The organism is Ferrimonas sp. SCSIO 43195, from assembly GCF_023716685.1.
In the GTDB taxonomy this organism is placed as follows: domain Bacteria; phylum Pseudomonadota; class Gammaproteobacteria; order Enterobacterales; family Shewanellaceae; genus Ferrimonas; species Ferrimonas kyonanensis.
Genome location: NZ_CP072679.1, coordinates 2,876,288 through 2,897,976, shown reverse-complemented (window position 1 = coordinate 2,897,976; position 21,689 = coordinate 2,876,288). Strand labels below are relative to the sequence as shown.

General features: G+C 58.7%; 17 protein-coding genes and 1 riboswitch. Of the genes, 9 read left to right on the top strand and 8 right to left on the bottom strand.

The window, feature by feature from the left end; genetic code table 11:
- Window positions 1–10: 10 nt before the first annotated feature.
- Together J8Z22_RS13480 and J8Z22_RS13475 are read right to left on the bottom strand one after the other, a co-directional pair.
- Window positions 11–1,504, bottom strand: coding sequence for a PH domain-containing protein (locus J8Z22_RS13480; protein WP_252006770.1), 1,494 nt, complete (start codon window positions 1,502–1,504; stop codon window positions 11–13).
- The gene (locus tag J8Z22_RS13475) at window positions 1,494–2,015 is read right to left on the bottom strand and encodes a PH domain-containing protein (protein ID WP_252006769.1); all 522 of its coding nucleotides are present in this window, start codon (window positions 2,013–2,015) and stop codon (window positions 1,494–1,496) included. Before J8Z22_RS13475 ends, J8Z22_RS13480 begins: the two co-directional genes overlap by 11 nt.
- Before the next feature lie 303 nt (window positions 2,016–2,318).
- Here J8Z22_RS13475 and J8Z22_RS13470 point away from each other — a divergent pair, with 303 nt between their 5' ends.
- Both J8Z22_RS13470 and J8Z22_RS13465 read left to right on the top strand, forming a co-directional pair.
- The gene (locus J8Z22_RS13470) at window positions 2,319–3,812 is read left to right on the top strand and encodes a wax ester/triacylglycerol synthase family O-acyltransferase (protein ID WP_252006768.1); all 1,494 of its coding nucleotides are present in this window, start codon (window positions 2,319–2,321) and stop codon (window positions 3,810–3,812) included.
- Window positions 3,812–4,759, top strand: a complete 948-nt coding sequence (locus tag J8Z22_RS13465) for an alpha/beta hydrolase (protein WP_252006767.1) — start codon at window positions 3,812–3,814, stop codon at window positions 4,757–4,759. The genes J8Z22_RS13470 and J8Z22_RS13465 overlap by 1 nt, the downstream gene beginning before the upstream one ends.
- On the opposite strand, the gene J8Z22_RS13460 is transcribed toward J8Z22_RS13465, so the two are convergent.
- Window positions 4,737–5,636, bottom strand: a complete 900-nt coding sequence (locus J8Z22_RS13460) for a LysR family transcriptional regulator (protein WP_028111755.1) — start codon at window positions 5,634–5,636, stop codon at window positions 4,737–4,739. The two genes, J8Z22_RS13465 and J8Z22_RS13460, sit on opposite strands and share 23 nt — an antisense overlap.
- 126 nt (window positions 5,637–5,762) lie before the next feature.
- Between J8Z22_RS13460 and J8Z22_RS13455 the strand changes: the two genes are divergently transcribed.
- Window positions 5,763–6,932 carry an iron-containing alcohol dehydrogenase gene (locus J8Z22_RS13455; protein ID WP_252006766.1) on the top strand — a complete coding sequence of 390 codons (1,170 nt, stop codon included), beginning with the start codon at window positions 5,763–5,765 and terminating at the stop codon, window positions 6,930–6,932.
- Window positions 6,933–7,135: 203 nt separating this feature from the next.
- Here J8Z22_RS13455 and J8Z22_RS13450 read toward each other — a convergent pair whose 3' ends face one another.
- Window positions 7,136–8,611 (bottom strand): MFS transporter, encoded by a 1,476-nt coding sequence (locus J8Z22_RS13450; protein WP_028111757.1) that lies wholly within the window; start codon window positions 8,609–8,611, stop codon window positions 7,136–7,138.
- Between the two features lie 403 nt (window positions 8,612–9,014).
- Between J8Z22_RS13450 and J8Z22_RS13445 the strand changes: the two genes are divergently transcribed.
- The gene (locus J8Z22_RS13445; protein WP_252006765.1) at window positions 9,015–9,698 is read left to right on the top strand and encodes a hypothetical protein; all 684 of its coding nucleotides are present in this window, start codon (window positions 9,015–9,017) and stop codon (window positions 9,696–9,698) included.
- Window positions 9,699–9,734: 36 nt separating this feature from the next.
- On the opposite strand, the gene add is transcribed toward J8Z22_RS13445, so the two are convergent.
- Window positions 9,735–10,730 carry an adenosine deaminase gene (add, locus tag J8Z22_RS13440; RefSeq protein WP_252006764.1) on the bottom strand — a complete coding sequence of 332 codons (996 nt, stop codon included), beginning with the start codon at window positions 10,728–10,730 and terminating at the stop codon, window positions 9,735–9,737.
- 24 nt (window positions 10,731–10,754) lie between these two features.
- A riboswitch (purine riboswitch) is annotated at window positions 10,755–10,855 on the bottom strand.
- Window positions 10,856–11,209: 354 nt separating this feature from the next.
- Between add and J8Z22_RS13435 the strand changes: the two genes are divergently transcribed.
- The gene (locus J8Z22_RS13435; protein WP_252006763.1) at window positions 11,210–12,622 is read left to right on the top strand and encodes an MFS transporter; all 1,413 of its coding nucleotides are present in this window, start codon (window positions 11,210–11,212) and stop codon (window positions 12,620–12,622) included.
- A gap of 60 nt (window positions 12,623–12,682) precedes the next feature.
- On the opposite strand, the gene J8Z22_RS13430 is transcribed toward J8Z22_RS13435, so the two are convergent.
- Entirely contained in the window at window positions 12,683–13,474 is a 792-nt protein-coding gene (locus J8Z22_RS13430; RefSeq protein WP_252006762.1) for a putative metalloprotease CJM1_0395 family protein, read from the bottom strand.
- 341 nt (window positions 13,475–13,815) lie between these two features.
- Here J8Z22_RS13430 and J8Z22_RS13425 point away from each other — a divergent pair, with 341 nt between their 5' ends.
- A complete protein-coding gene (locus J8Z22_RS13425) occupies window positions 13,816–16,122 on the top strand; it encodes a hypothetical protein (RefSeq protein ID WP_252006761.1) in 2,307 nt (768 codons plus the stop codon).
- Window positions 16,123–16,257: 135 nt separating this feature from the next.
- Window positions 16,258–16,869, top strand: a complete 612-nt coding sequence (locus J8Z22_RS13420) for a LysE/ArgO family amino acid transporter (RefSeq protein ID WP_035415199.1) — start codon at window positions 16,258–16,260, stop codon at window positions 16,867–16,869.
- A 50-nt stretch (window positions 16,870–16,919) separates the two neighbouring features.
- On the opposite strand, the gene J8Z22_RS13415 is transcribed toward J8Z22_RS13420, so the two are convergent.
- Entirely contained in the window at window positions 16,920–17,735 is an 816-nt protein-coding gene (locus tag J8Z22_RS13415; protein WP_252006760.1) for a DUF3859 domain-containing protein, read from the bottom strand.
- 452 nt (window positions 17,736–18,187) lie between these two features.
- Window positions 18,188–19,294, bottom strand: coding sequence for a M20/M25/M40 family metallo-hydrolase (locus J8Z22_RS13410; RefSeq protein WP_252006759.1), 1,107 nt, complete (start codon window positions 19,292–19,294; stop codon window positions 18,188–18,190).
- A gap of 202 nt (window positions 19,295–19,496) precedes the next feature.
- Here J8Z22_RS13410 and J8Z22_RS13405 point away from each other — a divergent pair, with 202 nt between their 5' ends.
- On the top strand, window positions 19,497–20,630 hold the full coding sequence (locus J8Z22_RS13405; RefSeq protein WP_252006758.1) for an HlyD family secretion protein: 1,134 nt from the start codon (window positions 19,497–19,499) through the stop codon (window positions 20,628–20,630).
- Window positions 20,620–21,654: a DUF2955 domain-containing protein gene (locus J8Z22_RS13400; protein ID WP_252006757.1), complete on the top strand. Its 1,035-nt coding sequence runs from the start codon at window positions 20,620–20,622 to the stop codon at window positions 21,652–21,654. Before J8Z22_RS13405 ends, J8Z22_RS13400 begins: the two co-directional genes overlap by 11 nt.
- Window positions 21,655–21,689 lie beyond the last annotated feature (35 nt).

The window sequence follows — 21,689 nt, the reverse complement described above, 5'->3', positions numbered from 1 at the left end:
GCCGAGCCGGTTATAACCAGGGGCGTCGGTCTCCCCGCACCTGATTCAACCCCTGTTGCATCAGCGCCTCCGCCTGCTCGAGGTTCAGGCAGGGGAGGAGATAGCGACCGCTGGCCAGCGATAGCTTCAGGGTCATTAGCTGGCGCGATGTCATTGCCGGCGTTTGCACCGTAGCGACACTTTGCCACTTTGACCAGGGCAGCAGCGTCAGGCTCTGTCCGAGTAGTCCATGGCGAATCCACAGTCCGCAGGCATCACTGGCATAGCCCCAGTGGCGCCAGCGCAACCAGCAAGCCATCGCCACGGCCGGCCACAGTCCCACCAGAAGCAGCACCCACTGAAGGGCACTCAGATCGGTAATGGCGGCCACCAGTGCGGTCAACGTCAGCAGCGCCAGGCTGCTCCAGCCGATACGCCGCCACAGCCAGAACCGGTTGATGGCCGTCCATTGCTCGGGCAGTCGAAAACGACGGTCGATGCGCGTCAGGCTTGTCTGAGTCTCGGTTTCGCTCAGGGCCGGCAGATGCATGGCGTTACTGTGGTTGGCATCGTGGCTGGATCCCTGTACCTGTTTGAGGGTCAGTAGCCACAGACCGACCATCCTGGCAAGGCCCGACTGGTGCAGCTGCAGGGACTGGATGCGATGAGTCTGCATCAGATCCTGTTGCCTGGTAATCACGCCACCGGTTCGTTGCAGGCGGGCGTCGCCAAAGCTGAGTCGATAGGGATGGTATTTGAGCAGGCAGGCCAGCCCGGAGGCCAACGACAGCAGCAGATAGCACAGCAACAGAAACAGCGCAGCCACCAGCGCCACAGACAGGGGCGTTTCCGGCATCAGCACCGATGTGCCTGTCGTCCACTGTGGGTTTTGTGCCAGCCATTGTTCATCAATGAGCCAATCCGACTGACTCAGCACTGGGCCGAGCACCACGGCTAACCAGGTCAGATTGTTGAAACAGACGCCATGAGCAAACAGCTGAGCCGGGGTGCGCCTCAGGGCGTCGCAAGCCGGCGCCGGCGCACTGGTCGGTGGCGACAGCGTCGCCGGCACCAGTTGCAGCTTGAGCGCCTGGGCTTCAGACCCACTGATGGCAAACAGAGTGGCTTCACTGCCTTGACTGCCGGCGGTCTCGATAATCAGGTTGACCTTGTCGATGATCCGCAGCGGCAACGGCTGGTCGATGCGGACATTTTGAATTCGGGCCAAGGGAATTCGTTGCTCGGTTTTAAACAGTGCGCCGGTGCGCAGCTCAAATCGCTGCTGATCTTGGTCCAGGGCGTAGTGAAAGCGCCACCACTTTAGCCAGGAGAGTGCCAGGGTGTGGACCAGCAACAGCATCAGTGCCGTCAGCCAGGCGGCTTTGGGAAGCCCATCCATGGCACCGGTAAAGGCCACCGGTATCACATAGATGCCGAATTTCAGCTTGTCGATGAGGCCCGCCGTCGAAAACACGGCGATGGCCCAGGGGGAGAGGCGCCGCCACAATAGCGAGTCAGTTTTCATCGGACTGGACGCCTGCGTGATCCATCAGTTGTTGCCGAAGCTGTTCGGCCAGCGACGGCTCCAGTCCCGGCAACACGATCTCAGCCTGCGGCGATCCGGCGCTGTAGCCATTCAGAGTGGCCAGATTCAACCGCCGTTCCAGCGGCCCCTGGGTGACGCTGACATGTTGCAGCCGGCTAAGTGGCAGGCTGATGCGTTGTTGCCATATCAGACCACTTTGCACCACCACATCGCCCGGCCTCAGGGCATAGCCGAGCCGCTGTGCCTTCAGGCGCCGCATCACCACCGTCGCCAACATCAGCAACATCGACAGCAACACGGTTGCCCCTATTAATGGCAGCGTCGCCTGCTGTCTGAAAATCAGCATGGTCAACAACGCCACACTGGGCAGCAAAATCGTGGCCACCGCCGTCAGCGTGACCAGGGTGAGGTAGGCCGGAGAGACCGGCTGGTAGTCAATCTGTCGTATGGGGCGCCACGACGGCGGCGGAATGGGAGTATCGGCTTCCATACGCTTTCCTTGATAGGGGATCCGTGCCAGAAACGTTAAGCCAATGCGGTCGTGGGTACAAGGGAAAACCGCCGTACCTCAGTTGGGAAGTGGTTGTTTTATTCTGATATTTTCACGGTTGTGTGTTTTTTTTTGACATTGATGAATTTTATGCACTGTCAGCCTGGTTTTTATACTGACCAGAAATTCCGCCTAAATGATAGCCTGCTCAATTGCTTAGGTTAAAACCCTCTGCTAGCTTCAATAGGGTTGGGTAAAAAATAACCAAGTGTCGCCATCATTCAGAACAGGGACCCGTTGCCAATGCAGACAATGAATTTCATGGACTCGATGTTCTTTTTCGTCGAGTCTGCGCAAACCCCTATGCACGTTACGCCTTTACTGGTGTTGCAGCCGGATGCCGAGCACCGGGAGGGCTTTGCGCTGACCCTGTACCGGAAGCTGCAAGGAAAAACGGATGTGGTGGCTCCCTTCAACTGGCGCCCCCGTTTTAGCCTCACCGGCAAGCATCGCTGGCAGGAGGTGGCCGTGGATCTGGGCTATCACCTTCGATTTGCGGCGGTGCCCGCGCCCGGCCGTCAGGCACAGCTCAATGAGCTGATCTGCCGGATTCAGTCTCAGCCCCTGGACCGCACTCGGCCACTGTGGGAGTTGTACGTCATCGATGGCATGAGTGATGGCACCGTGGTGCTGTATCTGAAACTGCATCATGCCCTGTTCGATGGTGCCCGCATCAATGGCTATGCCCAAAACATGCTGACACGCTCGCCGGACCACAGTGACTGGGTGCCGATCTGGCAGCATCAAGTGTATGCGCCACGGCCGGACGTTCCCGCTTCGGGACGGCTGAAAAGCGCACTGGAGTCACTGGATAACACCCTGACTCAAGCGCGGATGCTGCCCCAGGCGATACGACTGGGGGCCAGAGTCGTTGGCGGCGCCCTGGGGCTGGTCCCATCCGGTGCCAAGACGCCGCTGACGGCGCCCAGGAGTATACTCAATACCACGCCGGCTTCGGGCCGCAGTTTTGCGACGCAGCAGTGGTCGCTGGCGCGGGTTAAAGCCATTGGTAAACTCACCGGCGCCAGTTTCAATGACATCATTCTTACCTGCGGTGACATGGCGCTGCAGCGCTACCTGAAACGCAATCACAGCTTGCCGGACAAGCCTCTGGTGGTCTTGATGCCGATGAATGTGCGCCAGCCCGGAGACATGATCAGCAACAACCAGTTTGTCCCCGGCCTGGTGGAGCTGCAGCCACCGGAACTGTTGCCGCTACCACGCCTGAGGCGAATTCAGTCGGCCGCCAGGGATACCAAAAATGAGATTCGCGAATTTTCGCCTTCATTGTATGAGAAATACGGGGTGCTGATTCAGGCGGTGTCGATGATTGCCGCTAAGTATGGTCTGGAGTCGAAATGGCCGGCGTCCTCCAACTTGGTGATCTCCACCGTCCCTGGTCTGGAGCAAACCCGCTACCTGATGGGGGCCGAGGTGGTGCAGGTTGCGCCGATGTCGGCGTTGCCGCCGGGCCAATGCCTCAACATCTCTGCCTATACCTATAACGGTAAGGTGTGCCTGGGCCTTTTGGGGTGTCGCAAGGTGCTGCCAGACATCGGCCTGTTGGCCAGCGATATGCAAAGGGCCCTGGATGAGTTGGAGCTAGCAGCGCTGACTCAGCCTAAGACCAGTATGTTCGACAGATACTTACCTCACCTGGTAAACAAAAGGGTCAGTTTACACCCGAATCAAGAAGGCGTTATTCTGGAATCCAGGCAACCCTCCGGAGTACGTTGATGAGTCAGGATGATTTCGCCCACAGTGTGGTCAATGCTCAGCCAAGCTGGCAAAGCCGAGTGTTTAACCGGGTGCTTAAACATGGGTTCAAACGCCGGATGCAGCGCGTTGGCGACGTGCACCGAATCCGCGATATTGCCGCCAGTTTTGACAACATAGGCATGATGGCGCCGATGCCGTCCGGAGTGACGCAACGGGCCGAGTTGGTGAAGGGTCTCAGTTGCAACTGGTTGACGCCGGATGGCGGTAGAGAAGATCGAATCATTCTCTATTTTCACGGCGGCGGATTTTGCATCAAGACCCCCAACATGCACACCGCCATGCTGGCGAAACTGTGCAAACAGGCCAAGGTTCGTGGCGTGATGGTGGATTACCGCCTGGCGCCGGAACACCCGCTGCCGACCGCTCACGACGACTGTTTTGCCGCCTATGAGCGGGTATTGGATTTGGGCTTTGATGCCGACAAGGTGGTGATTGCCGGTGACTCTGCCGGCGGCAACCTGGCGCTGTCGACCCTGATGCGTATTCGCGACAGTGAGTTGCCCAGTCCCGCCGGCGGTATTTTGTTCTCACCCAGCACCAACCTGGCGCTGTCGGCGGAAGCGGTACTGGCCAATCTGGACCGGGACCCGATGTTGTCGGCGACGTTTTTAACCATCATGAAGGAGTGCGCCCTGACCCGGCCTGAACTGGCTCTGGATCCCATCACCTCGCCCTATCATGGTCGCCACCATGACTTGCCGCCGATGATGGTGGTGGTGGGAACCGAAGAGGTGCTGCTGGAGGATGCCCGCCAGATCAGCGCCAAGATGCAGGCGTCGGGAGTGAAGGTGAACCTCGACATCTGGCAGGGCATGCCCCATGTGTTTCCGTTGCTGCACCGGCTACCGGAAGGGGAGCAGGCGCTGGCCCAGAGTGCGCGCTTTATTCGCCAGTGTCTGGATTAAACCACTGCTGGACAAAATCCAGAAACAATCGCAGCTTGTGGGTCATCAGCTGGCGATCGGTATAGACACCGTAGAGATCCATGGAGCCGAAGTCATGGTCGCCCATCACCTGAACCAGGGTGCCGGCGGCCAGGTCGTCACGCACGTCCACCTCGGCAACCCGGGCGATTCCCAATCCTTCCAGAATAAACTGCCTTCGCGCCAGCGAGTTGTCGGTGATCACGTCGCCGTCCACCGTTACCTCAACCAGTTTACCGTCGATGCCGACGTTGATGCGGTTGGGATGGCGGGCCAGTTGATGAATGATCCAGTTGTGTCCCGATAGATCTTCAATGGCGACGGGCGGCCGGTGGCGCTGAAAATATTCCGGGCTGGCGCACAACAGATAGGGGCAATGCAGTACTCGCCGGGCGACGAGTTGGCTGGCGGGCAGGGGGCCCAGACGAAAGGCGACATCGATGTTCTCGGCCACCAGTTCGTGCATCTGGTCGTTCATCATCACCTCGATGCCGATGCTGGGGTAGCGACGTTTAAAGGCGATGATGGCTGGCACGATGTGACGGCTGCCAAAGTTGGCGGAGCAGGTGACCTTGAGGGTGCCGGTGGCTTGCCCCTGCAGTTCCGCCAGGCGCTCTTCGGCGGCCTGGATCTCTGCCTGAACCCGAATGCAGCTGTGAAAATAGTCCTGACCCGCCTCGGTGAGGCTCAGCTTGCGGGTGCTGCGGTTCATCAGTTTGACCCCCAGCCGCGACTCCAGCTGTTTGAGCTGTTGGCTGACGGCGGCTTTGGATAACTTCAGCTTTTTGGCGGCGGCGGTGAAGCTGCCCTCGGTGACCACGGTGGCAAAGATGCGCATGTTGTCCGATGTGGTTTTCATTAACCCTGGCATTGTTCAGTTCTGGTTTACAGTGTTATAGCAAAAACGATGATTTACATACAATAGGCAGAGGCTACAATGCCTGTGTTCTCTGATCATCCCGGTGACAAAAACAAGGAGTCTGCCGTGAACAATTTTGATTATCACAACCCCACCCGCATCCTGTTTGGTGAAGGCGAAATCGCCAACATCGGCAACTACATTCCTGCGGGAAGTAAGGTGATGGTGCTGTACGGCGGGGGCAGCATCAAGGCCAATGGTGTCTACCAGCAGGTCAGCGATGCTCTGGCAGAGTTTGACTGGGTTGAGCACGGCGGCATCTCTCCCAATCCCAAGTACGATGAGCTGATGGCGGCGGTGAAGGTGGTTAAAGCGCAGCAGGTGGACTTCCTGCTGGCGGTGGGCGGCGGCTCGGTGGCCGATGGCACCAAATTCGTGGCCGCGGCGGCGAAATATCAGGGGCAGGATCCCTGGGACATCCTGGCCAAGCAGGTGCCTGTCACCGAGGCGTTGCCTCTGGCTACCATTTTGACCCTGCCGGCCACCGGCTCCGAAGCCAATGGCAACTCGGTGGTGACCCGCGGTGAAGACAAGCTGGCGTTCAACTCACCGCTGGTATTCCCCCAGTTCTCGGTGCTGGATCCTACCACCACCTATACCCTGCCGGCCCGCCAGGTGGCCAATGGGGTGGTGGATGCCTTTGTGCACACCATCGAGCAGTACCTGACCTACCCGGTGAACTCGCCGATTCAGGACCGCTTTGCCGAGTCGCTGTTGCTGACCCTGATTGAAGAGGGGCCCAAGGCGATGGCGGATGTGGGTAAACCGGCGGAGCAGCAAGACTACGACGTGCGGGCCAACATCATGTGGGCGGCGACCCTGGCCCTTAATACCTTGATTGGCAAAGGCGTGCCTCAGGATTGGGCCACCCATATGATTGGTCATGAACTGACCGCGGTGCTGGGGCTGGATCATGCCCAGACTCTGGCGGTGGTGCTGCCGAGCCTGATGCAGGCACAGCGGCAGCCTAAACGCGAGAAGCTGCTGCAATACGCCGAACGAATCTGGGGCCTGAGCGACGGCGACGAAGAGACCCGCATCGATGCGGCCATTGCCAACACCCGCGCCTTCTTCGAAACCATGCAGGTAAAGACTCGCATCAGTGAGTACGGTCATGGTGCCGAAGTGGTCGATACCCTGATGGCGCAGTTGGAACGCCATGGCATGGTCAAGCTGGGTGAGCGTGGTGACATCGATCTGGCTAAGAGCCGGGCGATTCTGGACGCCGCAGTGTAATCAGACTTGCTACTGTGAACCGATGCGGTCCGGCCTGTTACAGGCCGGACTTTTTTTTGCATGAATTAGGAGACGATGGCGAAAATGGCGTGTGTTGGAGCTGGGGTGTGAAGTGACGCGGTGAGGCAGGGCGAACGGCAGGCGGGCGTCAGGGGGATGTTAAGGCTAAGGCCGGACCCGACTGTTCGGGTCCGGCCGAGGGATCAGCTTTCCGCCTGTTGCAGCTCAGGTTCAACCTCAGGCTCGCTGCCTTCCAGCATCTTCTTAATCAGCTGCGAGGCGCTGAAGGCCACGGCCACCAGTACTACCGCCATGATGGTCAGCATGCCAAAGTAATCACCGTAGACGGTCTTGACGATCTCCTGGGTGATCGCCTGGCCCTTCTCCAGGGCGATGGAGGTGGAGAACACCGCCCCGACGATGCCGGACAGGGCGATGGCGACGGAGAACAGGCTGACGCAGAAGGCCTCAATCTGTTTCGGGGCCACCGATAGGATAAAGGCCACCACCATGGAGCCGACGATCACTTCGGCCAGTGCCTGGAAGAAGTGAATGGCCAGGAATACCTCTGGGCGAATGATCACGCTTTCGCCGATGGTCATCACCGCCAGGGTTAGAATTCCAAAGGCGATGGCGGTCAGGATAAAGGCAAAGCCCACCTTAGTGGCGGTGGTGAAATGGATGTTGCGCTTTTCCAGTGCCGAGAACACCAGTGCCACCAGGGGACCACCAACCATGCACCACATGGGGTTCATCGCCATGGCCGCTTCCGGCGCCAGCGGAATGAAGCCAAACAGGTCGCCGCGCATGGTGTTGATGGTCACCAGGGTCATGGAGGTCATCATCTGGCCGTAGTAGACGAAGAAGGCGATGGTCAGGCCCACCATGATCAGGATGGTGCCCATCTTCAGTGAGTCGCGCTTTTCGGCTTTAAGCATCAAGGCGATGAAATAGCCGATGGCCCCCAAGCCGATGGCATAGACGATGTTTTTGCCAATCTCCATGTTGGAAAACATGAAGAACACCAGGGCGATCATCGACACCGAAATCACCGCAAACAGGCCCCAGTTTTTGGCGCTCACCGGTTGCTGGTCGATGGGTTGGCTGACGTCCAGCAAGGGTTTGCGGGTAGCCAGCAGCAACAGGAATGCCAGCAGCGCCATGGAGGCGGACAGCAGGAAGCTGCCGTTGAAGCCGATCACCAGCACAATCAGCGGGAACATATACTGGCCGATGAAGGCGCCGATGTTGTTGACCGAGTAGTTGACCGCGTAGCCGTTTTCAAAGTCCTCTTCGTTGTTGAAGGTGCGCTTGAACAGCGGTGAGTAGGCGGGGAACATCAGGCCTCGGGCGTAACTGGCCAGGGCGATGCCCGCCAGGCTGATGGGCACATTGCTCATGGAAGCACCCACGACCAGCATGCCGTAGCCGGCGGCGAAACAGCTGTAAGACAGCGTCAGTGAGCGATAGGCACCGAGAAACTTATCGGTAATAAAGCCTCCGGCGATGGCAAACAGCGGACCGATGGCGGAAAAGGCGCCGACCACCATCATGGTATCGGCTTCGGAGTAACTCAGGTCTTCGAGGAAGAACCGGGTCAGGACAATCATCACGCCATAGAACGACAAGCCAAACATCATCTGGCAAACCATCATTGACTTGTTCAGTCTGTTCCACATAACTACTTCTCTTTGTTGGAACTTTTTCGCATTGTGGCGAAAAAAGAAACAATGTTAATGTTTACAATAAGTTACGAATAATACCACGGTCGGGCTAAAGGGATGTAACCTCGGTGTCGCAAACCGATGAATTCGCCAGCCTACATAAGCGCCGCTACTGGCAACTTTACTTTACGAAGCGTCGTCGAGGCTGATTGTCGGTTCGAGATTGCTTGGAGTGGCCATGGATGGTGGTGATTTTTGCGGCAGCCTTAGCATTCCTGTTGTCACAACATTGCACCAAAACTCTCTTGTGATAATGTCCGGACTCTTTGATTTATTTGCCTTTGTATCGCTGTTGTTCAACACGGTTGCCAGCGGCAGAGGTAGCGTGATTTCCGGCGGCGACCGGGGAGGGACGGTAATGAGATGGGCGATGGTGATGTGTCTGCTGCTCGGTAGCAGTGCGCAGGCGGTGGAGCGTCTGCTGCTTAATTGCCACCATTGCCAGGCGCAGCAGGTTCAGGATCTGGTGCGTCCCCTGTGCCTGGAGGCGTCGTCCCAGTTTGCGGTATTGAATGTGGCCAAGGCGAGCCTGAGTGTGCTGGCTTGCCCCGCAGGTGCATCGGACAAGGTGGCAGTGGTGGCGCCCGCAGCCTCGCAGCAGCAGAGCTTTGTGGATTACGTATCGTTGTCGCGGCAGGTGGCCTGGAAGCTGGGGGACAGCTTTACCGTCGACTCGGAGTTTGCCTATCGAACTCTGGAAGAGATTGAGCGGTTTCCGGACGCGTTTGAGTCCAACCTCACCAACGCACTGATGCGTCACCCGCAGATTGGCACCCTGATGGCCGAGTTGGCCGAACAGGCCCAGTTGGTGTGCGACGAGTTTGAGCTGGCGCCCATGACCCAGAGGTTGTCGGTGGTGCCGGTGTGGGAGCTGCAGGTGTGGCTGCCCAGCCGCAGCTCGGTGATCATGCAGGTGGAAGTGGTGACCTACGGCGGTTTCAGCATGATCGAGGCCAAGCTGACGGGAGAGGCCTACGGCCCGGTGCGCGGCGGCGCCGGTTTCGCCAGCCAGCGTTTGCACCTGCCCCAGCCCCAGTCGTAACCGCGGCGCCGAGGCCGGTGCACTGCCGCCAAGCCGTTAGGGCAGGTACCTCAGCAAACGGGCCTTCACCTCATCGCTGGCAAAGGCGTTGTCGACGCTGACCCGGTAGATCTCGAAATACTCTTCCTCGCTGAGGTCAAACTCCTCCACCACCTTGCGCACCTCATCGGTCATGGTGGTGTCGGACACGGTGCGGTTGTCGGTGTTGATGGTGATCAGTACGCCGTCCTTATGGAAGGCTTTGACCGGGTGGCTGGCCAGATCGTCCACCGCCTTGGTCTGTATGTTGCTGCTGGGGCAGGTTTCCAGTGCCACCGACTGGGCTTTCACCAGCTGATACGCCTGAGGGTGGCCCTTGATGTGAATGCCGTGGCCGATGCGCTCGGCACCCAGCAGGGTTACCGCATCAAACACGTTCTGACCGCTGCCCTGTTCACCGGCGTGAATGGTGACCCGATAGCCCTGTTGGCGGGCGTAATCGGCATAGGCGATGAACTCCTGACTGAAGCCCGGCAGTTCGCTGCCGGCCAGATCAAAGGCGACTACGCCCCGGTTCAGGTAGCGGGCACCGGCGTCGATGACGTCATCGATGCGATCTTTGGCCATGGTGCGCAGGATCGACAGGATGTAGTTGCCGCGAATGTCGTACTGACGCTCCGCTTCTCTCATCCCGGCCACGGCGCTGCCGATGACCTGATCCAGGGTCAGGCCCTGTTGCAGGTGCAGCAGCGGGCCGAAACGCACTTCCAGGTACTTGACGTTTTCCAGGGCGGCGTCTTCAAACAGCTCAAAGGAGATCCGTTTAATGGCGGCTTCGGTCTGCATCACCGACAACGGCAATTCAAACCGTTTCAGGTACTCATCCAGGTTGGGGCAGGTCGGCGGGGCGACCATTAAGGCGCGAATGTCATCGACATTGTCACTGGGCAGCGACAGTCCCTGCTGTTGGGCAAGCTCGATAATGGTGCGGGGACGAACGCTGCCGTCCAGGTGGCAATGTAGATCGATCTTGGGCAGGTTAAAATGATTCATGAGTCTCTACCTTTATTACGGCGCACATAAAGCTACAGACTTCATAATCAAGAATATTAAGGCTCTTGGTAGAAACTCCCAAACCGTATCATTGGGATTATATGAAGCAATTTTCGGCAGAGTCTAACATAAGCGTAACTTAGGGTGCAAAGCTGAAATTCACTACCGATTCTGACAGTGTGACCCGCGCCAAACTTCCCTAATCTGGTCAGATCAGAAAGAAAAGCCCGATATTTGTGAGGGTTAGTTTCGCCTGTTCGGCGCTGTGAGCCGTTTTGCCGGGGCAAACCCGGGTTAGACAATCGCTACAGATGTAACACTCAGGCAACGCCGCTGTCATCCAGGTTCTCTGTGAATGTAAAAATAGGGTAGACTCTCCGGCACAAGCGGGCGCAGTGACAGTGCCAGGTGCTGGGCTTCTCGCCCGGGCCGGTGCCGAGGTGACTCGCCAACCAATCCTGTAGCTGGAAATAATTATAATGAATTCAAATTCATCTTCTTCTTTCTTCGGCGGCTTTCCGAAGAACTTCTGGATAGCCAACGGCGTTGAGCTGTTGGAACGGGCGGCCTATTACGGCGTATTCATCGTTATTACCCTGTATCTGTCCCGAATCCTGGGCTTTAGCGACGTGGAAGCGGCCTGGATCTCCGGCATGTTTTCCGCCGGCCTGTATTTTCTGCCCACCTTCAGTGGTGCCATCGCCGACAAGATCGGCTTTAGAAACTCGTTGATGCTGGCCTTTGGTCTGCTGACCATCGGTTATGCCAGTTTGGCGCTGCTGCCGGCGATCATGGAGTCTCAGGGGCTGGTGGAGTACGGCCGTCAGGTGGTGTTTACCGGCCTGATGGAGTCGGATCAACGCTGGGCCATTGTGCCGGTGATGGTGGTGATCATGATCGGTGGCTCCTTCATCAAGGCGGTGATCACCGCCACCGTGGCCAAGTCCACCACCGCCGAGACCCGAGCCAAGGGCTTCTCCATCTTCTACATGATGGTGAACATCGGCGCCTTTTCCGGCAAAACCGTGGTCAAGCCGCTGCGCGAGTCCATGGGCGATCTGGGCCTGATTAACCTCAACTACTTCGCCGCCACCATGACGGCAGTGGCGTTCTTTGCCATCTTCATGTTCTTTAAGACCGCCGAAGATGCCACCGAGAAACGTTCGCTGTCCCAGACCTGGGCGGCGTTGGTGAAGGTGGTCGGCAACGCCCGCCTGATCACCCTGACCTTCATCATCTCCGGTTTCTGGATGGTGCAGCACCAGTTGTATGCCACCATGCCCAAGTACGTGCTGCGGATGGCAGGCGAGGGTGCCTCTCCCAGCTGGTACGCCAACGTTAACCCCTTCGTGGTGGTGATGACCGTCGGTGTGGTGACGGCATTGATGCGTAAGCGCAGCGCCCTGTTCTCCATGACCGTGGGCATGTTCATCATGCCGGTGTCGGCGCTGGCCATGGCGTCGGGCAACATGCTGAGCGGCAACGTGGACCTGGGCTTCATTCAGGTCCATCCCATCGCGTTGATGATGATCGTCGGCATCGTGTTGCAGGGCCTGGCGGAGTCCTTTATCTCGCCGCGCTTCCTGGAGTATTTCTCCCTGCAGGCGCCCAAGGGCGAGGAGGGGTTGTACCTGGGTTTCTCGCACCTGCACTCGTTCATCAGCTCGCTGCTGGGTTTCGGCCTGTCCGGTTACCTGCTGGAGGCCTACTGCCCGGATCCGCGCCTGTTTGACAGCCATGAGGCCTGGGCGGCGGCGGCCAGCCATGCCCACTACATCTGGTACGTGTTTGCCGGCATTGCCTCACTGTCGGCAGTGTCACTGATCATCTATGGCGCGGTGATCAAGCGCCTGGATGCCGATAAGGTGGACGCCGAAGTGGCCCCCGCCTAATCGCAGCCGCACATTGACGATCAAAAAAGGCCCGTTACGGGCCTTTTTTTCGTCGGCAACTCAGAGGCGGTCGTCGATGACGGTGCCCGGCGGGAACGCCTGCTGGTAGGCGCCGGCCTTGACCATCTGGTTTTGCAGTCGCGACTGGGCCTGGTCGTTGTCGCTGTCCTCGATGTCGAGCTTGGCGGCAGGCTGGGCGTTGGTATCTGTGGTCGGCGGGGTGTCGCTGGTTTTTTCGGTAGAGGCAGCCGTCAACTCGCTGTCGGCCTCCTGCTCGGCCTGCTGTACCTCTTGCAGCATTTCGGCGCGGGCTTCACTCATGATCACCGCCGCTTGGGCGGCGACCTTGCGATCCTGGTTGGACGGCTGGGCCGGGGCGTTGGCGGCCTGAATCACCGTTTGCATCTTATCGATGGTGGCCTGGGGATCCCCCTCAATCTTGCCGGTGTCGATGCTGACCTCGCCGTCGCTGGCGTACATGCGTCCGTCTGAGCCGCGGGTAAATTCGTACTTCGGTCGCCCCGCATGCTGGCCGCCGGCATTGGCGTGGGCCTGCTCATGGGTTTTGACCTCCTGATCCCGGGTTTGCAACTGCTGCAGCTGTTGCTCTACCAGGCGGGACTCGGCGCTGGAAGGGGCCGAGTCGGCGTCAGTCTGGGTCTGACCCGGATGGGGCGAGCGGGACGCATCGGCATCGGTGGCGCTTTTCTGCCCGGTCTGAGTGGCGGTCACGGCATCCGGCTGAACCGGCTCCGACTGTTTCGGGTTGGCGGGCGATGGCTCTGCCTGACCGCTATGGATCGGCGTCAGTGGCGCTACGGCATTGGTCGGAGGCAGGGAGGACAGGCTCATGGTCTCTTCCGAAGCTGGTGGCGATGGTGGGACGGGTTAACCGCCCCTGCGGAGTCGTCAGTATCGCGTGTTTCGAAGCCAAGGTGAAGAGAGTGCGATGAATTTAAAGCACTTTAGCTTCAGAAGATCAATGGCGTATCTCCGATGAGGCAAACCGCAAAGGGCGTTAATTTGGCTTTCTTATACCATTTGGGGGATGGCCAGTGCGCTTTGGCGCTGGCGGCGCCATTCGCGGTTGGTTAGAGTCATTTCTAGTCGGCCGAAGCGAGGCGCAGGGAGTTGTCGTTGCTTGCTTGATGCCGGTCATACCACTGCTTTCAACTAGGAAAAAGGAGCTTCCGATGCACAGTAAGCTGTTGCTGTCTTCATGGGTTGTCGCCCTGTCACTGGGATTGGCCGCGTGCGGCAGCGATGATAACTCACCCGCCGCCGATCCCGGTTCCCCGGATCAGCCCGGTGGTGACGGCGGTAACCCACCGTCCGAACTCACCACTTTTTCTGTTTCCCTGTCGGCCCCGGATGCCCTGATTAGTCTGCAGCGGATGCGCGGCCACCAGGGCGGACTGCTGTCGCAGCTGTTGCCCCGAGCCCATGCGGTGGATGCCAGCGACATCGACGCCGGCAACATCGCCCTGGTGGTGGTGGATGCCAACGGGGTGGTGCTGGAGCGGGTCACGCTGACCGCAGACAATCTCCGCTTTGATGAAGCCGCCGGGGTGTGGGAGATCAGCATCGATGGCGATCCCAGGCTGGATTGTGTGGTGGTGTTTGACCTGTCTGAGGAGATCGTGATCTCGGTGGGACAACCGTTACCGGATAACACCCTGTATGCACCGACAACGGCCCTGAATGTGGACGTCGATCTGGCGTCTACCTCGGCCTATCAGCAACTGCTGGACAGCATCGAGGCGGATCTGAGTTTTGCCGACTTGGGCCTGGATCCCACCGATGCCGATGCGGTGGCGCAAGTGGAAGCCCTGGTCAATCAGGTGCAGCAGGATTTCGATCAACTGCTCAGTGACGGCAACATCAGCCTGGATGGGTTTACCGACATCGATGACCTGCTGGCGGCGGTGGAACAGGTGGTCGATGAGGTGGTGTCGGCGGCAGTCGCCGACATCACCACCGCGGCCAACAGTGAGCTGGCCGCCGAGTTTGCCGAAGGCGGTGCCGGGGTGACCTGGTTTGACTCCTGGGTCTATGACGCCGAACTGGTGCAGCTGGTGGGCATGGATTACGGCATCTTGAGCCCGACCGCAGACAGTTACGCCGAGCTGGATGAGGCGCAAGGGCAATGGGGCGAGCTGATGGCCTATGAGCCTGGGTCTCTGGACGGCAACCTGGTGCTGACGCCACAGGGCTGGCAACTCAGCGCCGATAACTGGCAACTGCTCAGCGTCAACGACGATGGCTCGGTGACCTTTTCCGACCGGGCAGTGGCGGTCAGTTACTTGTTAACGCCGCAGCTGAGTGTGGATCTGCAGGGACGCGGCATCATGGAGTTTTTGTCAGTACGGCCGCAAACTCAGGTGCTTAGCCATCTGGTGGATGAAACCGCCACCTTTGGCGACGGTGATCTGGGCTACCGAGTCACCGACGCGGTGACCGAGGCGCACTATGAGTTGTTTGCCGATGGCGGCGACACGGTGCCGGTGACGCTGCTCAACGATAACCTGGAACCGACCAACGCCAGTGCGTTGTCGAGTCTGCTGGTGGCTGAAGGCAGTGACAGCCTGGCCGGAGCGGTGGTGGTAGACAGCGAGGCCGGCGAGACCCTGGTGGTGAAACTGGTTGATGACGACAGTAAAACCGCGGAGTTCTACCGGATTCAGTGGGCCAGCGGTGCCAGCGACAAGGTGGCGTCATCGGTGTGGAGTTATCAGACCCCGGCGGGACTGGCAGACGGCGAATCGCTGATCCTGCTGGAGTTGCCGGCCAGTTACCAGCCGGCGCTGGCGTTTGCGCCTCGCCTGACGTCGATGATTGCCGCCGAGTACGATGGCTCGGTGCTGATGGGCATGCGCTATTCGCCACAACTGGATGCCGAAACCAGCTGGGTCTACAACCAAAGTGGCGGCGAGGCGGTGCTGGCGGCCATCGACTTTGCTTACCTGGATCAGTATCAGGTGACCTCGGACAACGCCTGTGTGCTGGAGTCCGGCTATGAAGACGATGCCTACGATGGGTTTGGTGGTCCGGTGTCGTCGTTCCACAGCATTCGCGCCTTTGAACGGGTGGTGTCGCTGTGCCGTCAACACTCGGAGTCTGCTATGGCCTTTACCGAGGCGATGGTGGCCGGAAAAACCCTGACGCTGTTTGATGATGAACAGGTGCTGCTCAATGCCGATGGCACCGGTCAGTGGCAGGATGAAGATGAGCAGTTTGCCATCGGTTGGTCGATTACCGATGCCGGCTACCTCAGGCTGGCCCTGAGTGAGCTGACGGAAAGCGGTGATTCAGGCAGCAGCTACACCTTTAGCGATGAAGAGTTACTGGCCATTGTCGCCAGTGACGGCGGAGTGCTGGACGTAAGAGGCTTCTATCGCAACAGCCTATGGCAACAGATTGGGCCTTATGAGGGTGACGAACCTGAAATTGGTGCCAATCAAGGGGAGATCTACTCGACGGTGGTCAGCATCAGCGATTGAAGCATGTCGTAGTTTGTTAGCGCATTGCAAGCACCGCTCCGGCGGTGCTTTTTTTTCGCTGTGGCAACCGGTTTGGCGTACCATGGTGCTCCCTCAGCCACTCACTGTGGCAGCATCAGGATTTTGAGTCACGACATGAACGACAGTGCTTTGCAGGCCGCCATCTCCGGTTTTACCCTGGGGCTTTCACTGATTTTTGCCATCGGCGCGCAAAATACCTTTGTGCTGCGTCAGGGGATCATGCGTCAGCATGTGTTGTTGGTGGTCAGCATCTGTGCCGCCTCCGATGCACTGCTGATCAGCGCCGGGGTATTTGGATTTGGCAGTGTCCTCAGCCTGTCGGATGACGTGGCACAATGGGGGCGCTGGGCTGGCGCCGGATTTTTGTGTCTCTATGGCATCCTGAGTTTGCGTTCGGCGCTGACGGCTCGCCATGCCATGAGCGCCGAGGGGATGGCGGTTGGTCGCTGGCAACAGGCGGCGTTGGCTTGCCTGGCGTTTACCTGGCTCAACCCCAGTGTCTATCTGGACACCGTGGTGTTACTGGGCTCGGTATCGACTCAGTACAGCGCCAAAGCCGCGTTTGCCCTGGGGGCGGTATCGGCGTCGTTCCTGTTTTTCTTCAGCCTGGGTTATGGCGCCCGTTTGTTGGCGCCGCTGTTCAGCCGGGCGCGGGCCTGGCAGTGGTTTGAGGTGGCGGTCGGACTGATGATGTTTGCCATTGCCTGGGCCTTGGTTCGCCACTAGCGATGATGGCTGTGGCGATGGCAGGGGCCATGTTGATTCGGTGGCGGCGATCAGTCCATCAGCTTTTGGCAGCTGTCGGCATCATTCAGTTCACAGCCCAGGCTGTACCAGCGCTGCTTTTGTTGGTGATCTTTGGCCAGACGGCCGGCAAAACGACAGGCTGACGGATCGCCCAGTTCACAGCCACGCCCGTAATAGAGGGCGGCGCCCAGGGTATCGCCGCTGCGTTCGACGCCGCGCCAGGCAAAATTGAAGCAGGCGTGGGCGTCGTTGTTGTTGCAGCAGGCGTTATGATCCCTGGCCAACCCCGACAGGTAGCGGGATTCATCGGCACTGCAGACCGAGGTCAGTTTTTGCGGCGCGGTTGGCACGATGTCGACCACGTAGTGACGCTTGGCCAGTGATTGGCCATTGTAGTCGACGCTCAGGTACCAACTGCCGGGAACCAGCATTCGCTCAGACTCAAACATCCACACGCCGTGGTTAATCTTGTCCAGCTCCATCTCGCTGTCCCATTGCGTGACTCGAGTCTCGCGGCCGTCAGCCAGGGTGAGCGGAGGATGGGTAACCGTAATGGTGACGGGCAAAGTGGTTTGTTGACTGATTTCCCCTTCGGCCAGGCGAGGACGGTAGCTGAAACCGAAGCCTTGACCGAGCTGGGCAACGACGGTGGCCCGGCGCTTGTATTTGATTCTCTGGTCGCCGGCTTTGGATGGCAATTCACGGGCCTGGCCGGAGACCTGAATCTTGGCGGTAATGGCCGGTAATTCGCTGCGCTCGGACGGAGCATTGACCGAGGCACAGCCGACCAGAAGAGATAGCAGTAGGAACGTCAGTCCAGTAGGGACAGCAAGGCGCCGATACATGAGTCATATCCGAGTGATTAAGGGAGGCGGAATTATACGGACAAAGAGAACCATTCTCAATGAAATTGGTATTAAATGATCCATTTTTGTAGAGCAGTTAGAAATATGGACAGCCTCGAATCAATCTCTGGTCAAAATACTGTTATTCAATCTCTTTTTTGCACTGAAGTTTCATTTATTGCGAATGTTTAGTTAGGTTTTTGTAGCATTACGTCTGGCTTTACTGCGCTAAAACAGTGGTTTATGCAGGGGGTTCGAGAGCTTATGGTCTGGTTTGGGGCAAATGCTGGGGGGCTAAGCAGTTAAATACACTTATTTTATCAAGGGATAAAGTTCAGTGATTATTACCTTGAAAATAGCAGGGTTTGGGGAGCGTCGAGGCCGATATTAGTTTTGTTATGCACTTATTCTAATATATAAATGGGCCGCTGCCGAAGCGGCGGCCCTGATGTTTAGCTGGCCAGGAAATGGGTCAGGAATTGTGAAATGGCCACCATGTCACTAATGGCGATCTGCTCTTCGGTGGTGTGAACCTTGGCCATGCCGGTGGACAGGTTGACCGTGGTCAGCCCCTTTTCATTGAAGATGTTGGCGTCACTGCCGCCGCCGGTAGCTCGAGTCTTTGCTTCGATGCCCATGCTGGTAAAGGCGGTGTGGATCTGGGTTACCAGAGGGTGGTCATCTTCGATGCGATAGGCGTTGTAGGCCCGTTGGCTGTCGATGCTGACGCTGGCGCCGTGATTGGCTGCGGCTTGTTCAAAGCCAGTGACCATGTGCTGAACCTGAGCCGCCAGTTTGTGGTCATCCAGGGAACGGGCCTCCGCTTCCAGGTACAGTGACGGCATCACGATGTTGGTGGCGTTGCCGCCCCGGACGATGCCGATGTTGGCGGTGGTTTCGTCATCGATTCGCGACAGGCTCAGGTTGTTGATGGCTTCGGCGGCCACCGTCAGCGCATTGATCCCCTGCTCCGGGGCCAGCCCGGCGTGGGCCGGTTTGCCCTCCAGGGTGATCTTAAGATTCTGTTGCCCCGGGGCGGTGGTGATGATGGTGCCGATGTCGCCACCGGAGTCCAGTACGATGGCTCGTTGGGACTCGATCACCGACATGTCGAATTGCTTGGAACCGTGCAGGCCGCCCTCTTCATACACGGTAAATGCCAGCTCAACGGTCTGATGCGGGCGGTTGTCGTGCTGCAACACTCGAATCGCTTCCATGATGGCGGCAATGCCGGACTTGTCGTCGCCGCCGAGGATGGTGCTGCCATCGGAGCGGATGATGCCGTCTTCAATCATCGGGCTGATGCCGTTGCCCGGGCTGACGGTGTCCATGTGACAACTCAGCAGAATGCTGCCCGGCAAGGTTCCCGGCAATCGGGCATAGAGGTTAAAGCCGTTGGAGAGCATGTCGTCGACCGGCAGGCGCTGTACCTGAAATCCCAGTTGCCCCAACTGCTCTGCCAGGGTCTCGGCAATCGCCTTCTCATTACCGGATTCACTGTCGATTTTCACCAGTTCGATGAAGTGATCCACCAGTCGTTGTTGATTAATGCCTGTCATCTTGTGCCTTGAGTGCGTGTCAAAGGGGGCACTGTATCGAATTTGGCGTGCCGTTGGCGTGAGCCAGCTCATTGAAGTGGTCAATGGCATCCCCAGCAAAAAAAACACCGACCTGTCTGCCTCGGTCTACAGTGTATAGGGGAGAGTGAACTGCTTGGTTTCTCTCTTTGTTTTCACTCAATGGTAACGGAAGCGCAGGGGCATGACACAACAGCAGGAGAGGGCGCCGGCCGGCGCCGAAGAAACGAGCGCCAACGACGACACGCCGTCCGGGGTCAACCCTAAAATCCGCAAGGCCACCAATGCCATCCTGGCCCTGGTGGTGGTGTTGTTCCTGTTTCACCTAGTGGCCGACAGGCTGATACCCAGCACCGATCTCGGCCGAGTCCGGGGCTATGTGGTGCCCATCAGCCCGCAGGTATCCGGCAAGGTTGAAGCGATTCGGGTTGAACCCAATACCTTGATTCGTCAGGGCCAGGTACTGGCGGCCATCGATCAGACCGACTATCGGATTGCCCTGCAACAGGCCGAGCAGGCGCTGAAGCAGGCGGGGCAGAATATGGGGGCCCAAACCGCCAACGTGACTGCGGCCCAGGCCAAGGTCACCAATGCCCTGGCCAACCTGAAAAATGCCCAGGTTCAGTCGCGGCGGATCTTTACCATGGTGGAGAAAGGGGTGATGTCTGAGGCCGACGCGGATAACGCCCGCGCCGCCTTGACCAAGGCCGAAGCCGGCGTCGCCAGTGCCCGCGCCGATCTGGCCAAGGCCGAAGAGCGACTGGGGACCGAAGGGGCCAATAACACCCAGATGAAGCAGGCGTTGCTGAGCCTGCAACAGGCGCAGCTGAATCTGGAGCGCACCCAGATCCGTGCGCCTACGGACGGGGTGGCGTCCAACTTCCGCCTCAAGGAGGGCATCTATGCCACCACCGGCCAGCCCATCATGACCTTTATCTCGGTCGATGAGGTGTGGATAGAAGCCTATTTTAGAGAAAACAGCCTCGGCAACATCGACGCCGGCGACGAGGTTGAATTTGCGCTGGATTACGCGCCTGGGCGAGTGTTCTCGGGACGGGTCGGCAGCATCGACTATGGCATCGACTGGGGCCAGAGTGAGCAAACCGGCAAACTGGCTCAGGTGGCCGGCAACACCGGTTGGTTGCGTCAGGCTCAGCGGTTTCCGGTGACCATAGTGATGGCCGCCGACGAGGCTCAGGGGTTCAGGCGGATTGGCGGCCAGGTGGATGTGGTGGTCTACAGTCAGGACGGTGGGGTGATTAACCTGTTTGGCAAGCTGTGGATTCGGGCGGTCAGCTGGTTGTCTTATGTTCGCTAGCGCGCTGAGTGATGACCGGGTCAACCGCCGAGTGTGGCGCTTTACCTTAGGCATCGGGTTGAGTGTCGCCATCTCGGCACTGTGGGCCTGGCCGCTGGCGTTTATTGTGCCGGTGTTCCTGGCCAAGTTTTTGGTCGACCGGCAGGCGCCGACTCTGCATACGGTCTATGAGTTAGTGATCTCGATGAGCGTCACCGTAGCCATCGCCTGGCTGGTGAGTTTTGGCCTCACCGAGTATCCGTTGCTGCTGGTGCCACTGTTGGCGTTACTGATGCTGTGGGCTTATTACCTGTTCACCGACCCTAGGTGGAATTTCTTCGCCACCATGCTGATCATCTCGGTGCTGTTGCTGCCTTACCTGGGGTTGCTGCAGCCCGGTCTGGCGCTCCAGGTCGGCCTGGGGCTGAGCTTCTCCGGCCTGGTGGCGGTGGCCCTGTTTACCCTGATGCACCTGTGGTTACCTGAATCCGCCGCCGCGGATGGCTCGCCAGAGCCCGCGCCCGGGGCAAGCCTCAGTCAGGATGAGCGGGCGTTCGAGGCGTTTCGCGCCCTGATACTGGCGTTGCCGGTGATCGTTTTTTTCTACCTGATGGAGGTGTCAGGGGCGCTGCTGACCATGATCTTCATCGCCATACTGTCGCTGCAGAGTGCCGGCGCCAAGAGCGTTAAGGTCAGCCTGTTTTTGCTGCTGACCAATGGCATCGGAGGTGGCTTGGCGGTGGTGTTTTACAATCTGTTGGTGATTGTGCCGCAGTGGCCGTTTTTCGTGGCGTTGTCGATGTTAGCGGCGCTGGTGTTTGGCCACCGAATCTACGCCGAACCGGCCAAGGCGCCGATCTATGCCGGCATCTTTTCGGCGTTGCTGGTGGTAGTGGGGTCGACCACCTCCTCCATGGACAAAGAGGTGGACGTCAATTTCTATTTGAGGATGCTGCAACTGCTGCTGGTGGGGTTGTATATGGTGGTGGCGTCTTTCTTTCTCGAGAGCAGGAACTGGGCCTGGTTGTCCCCCCGTCATCGATAGTGGGGGCGAACGCCGGTCATAAAGGTTGGCTGCTG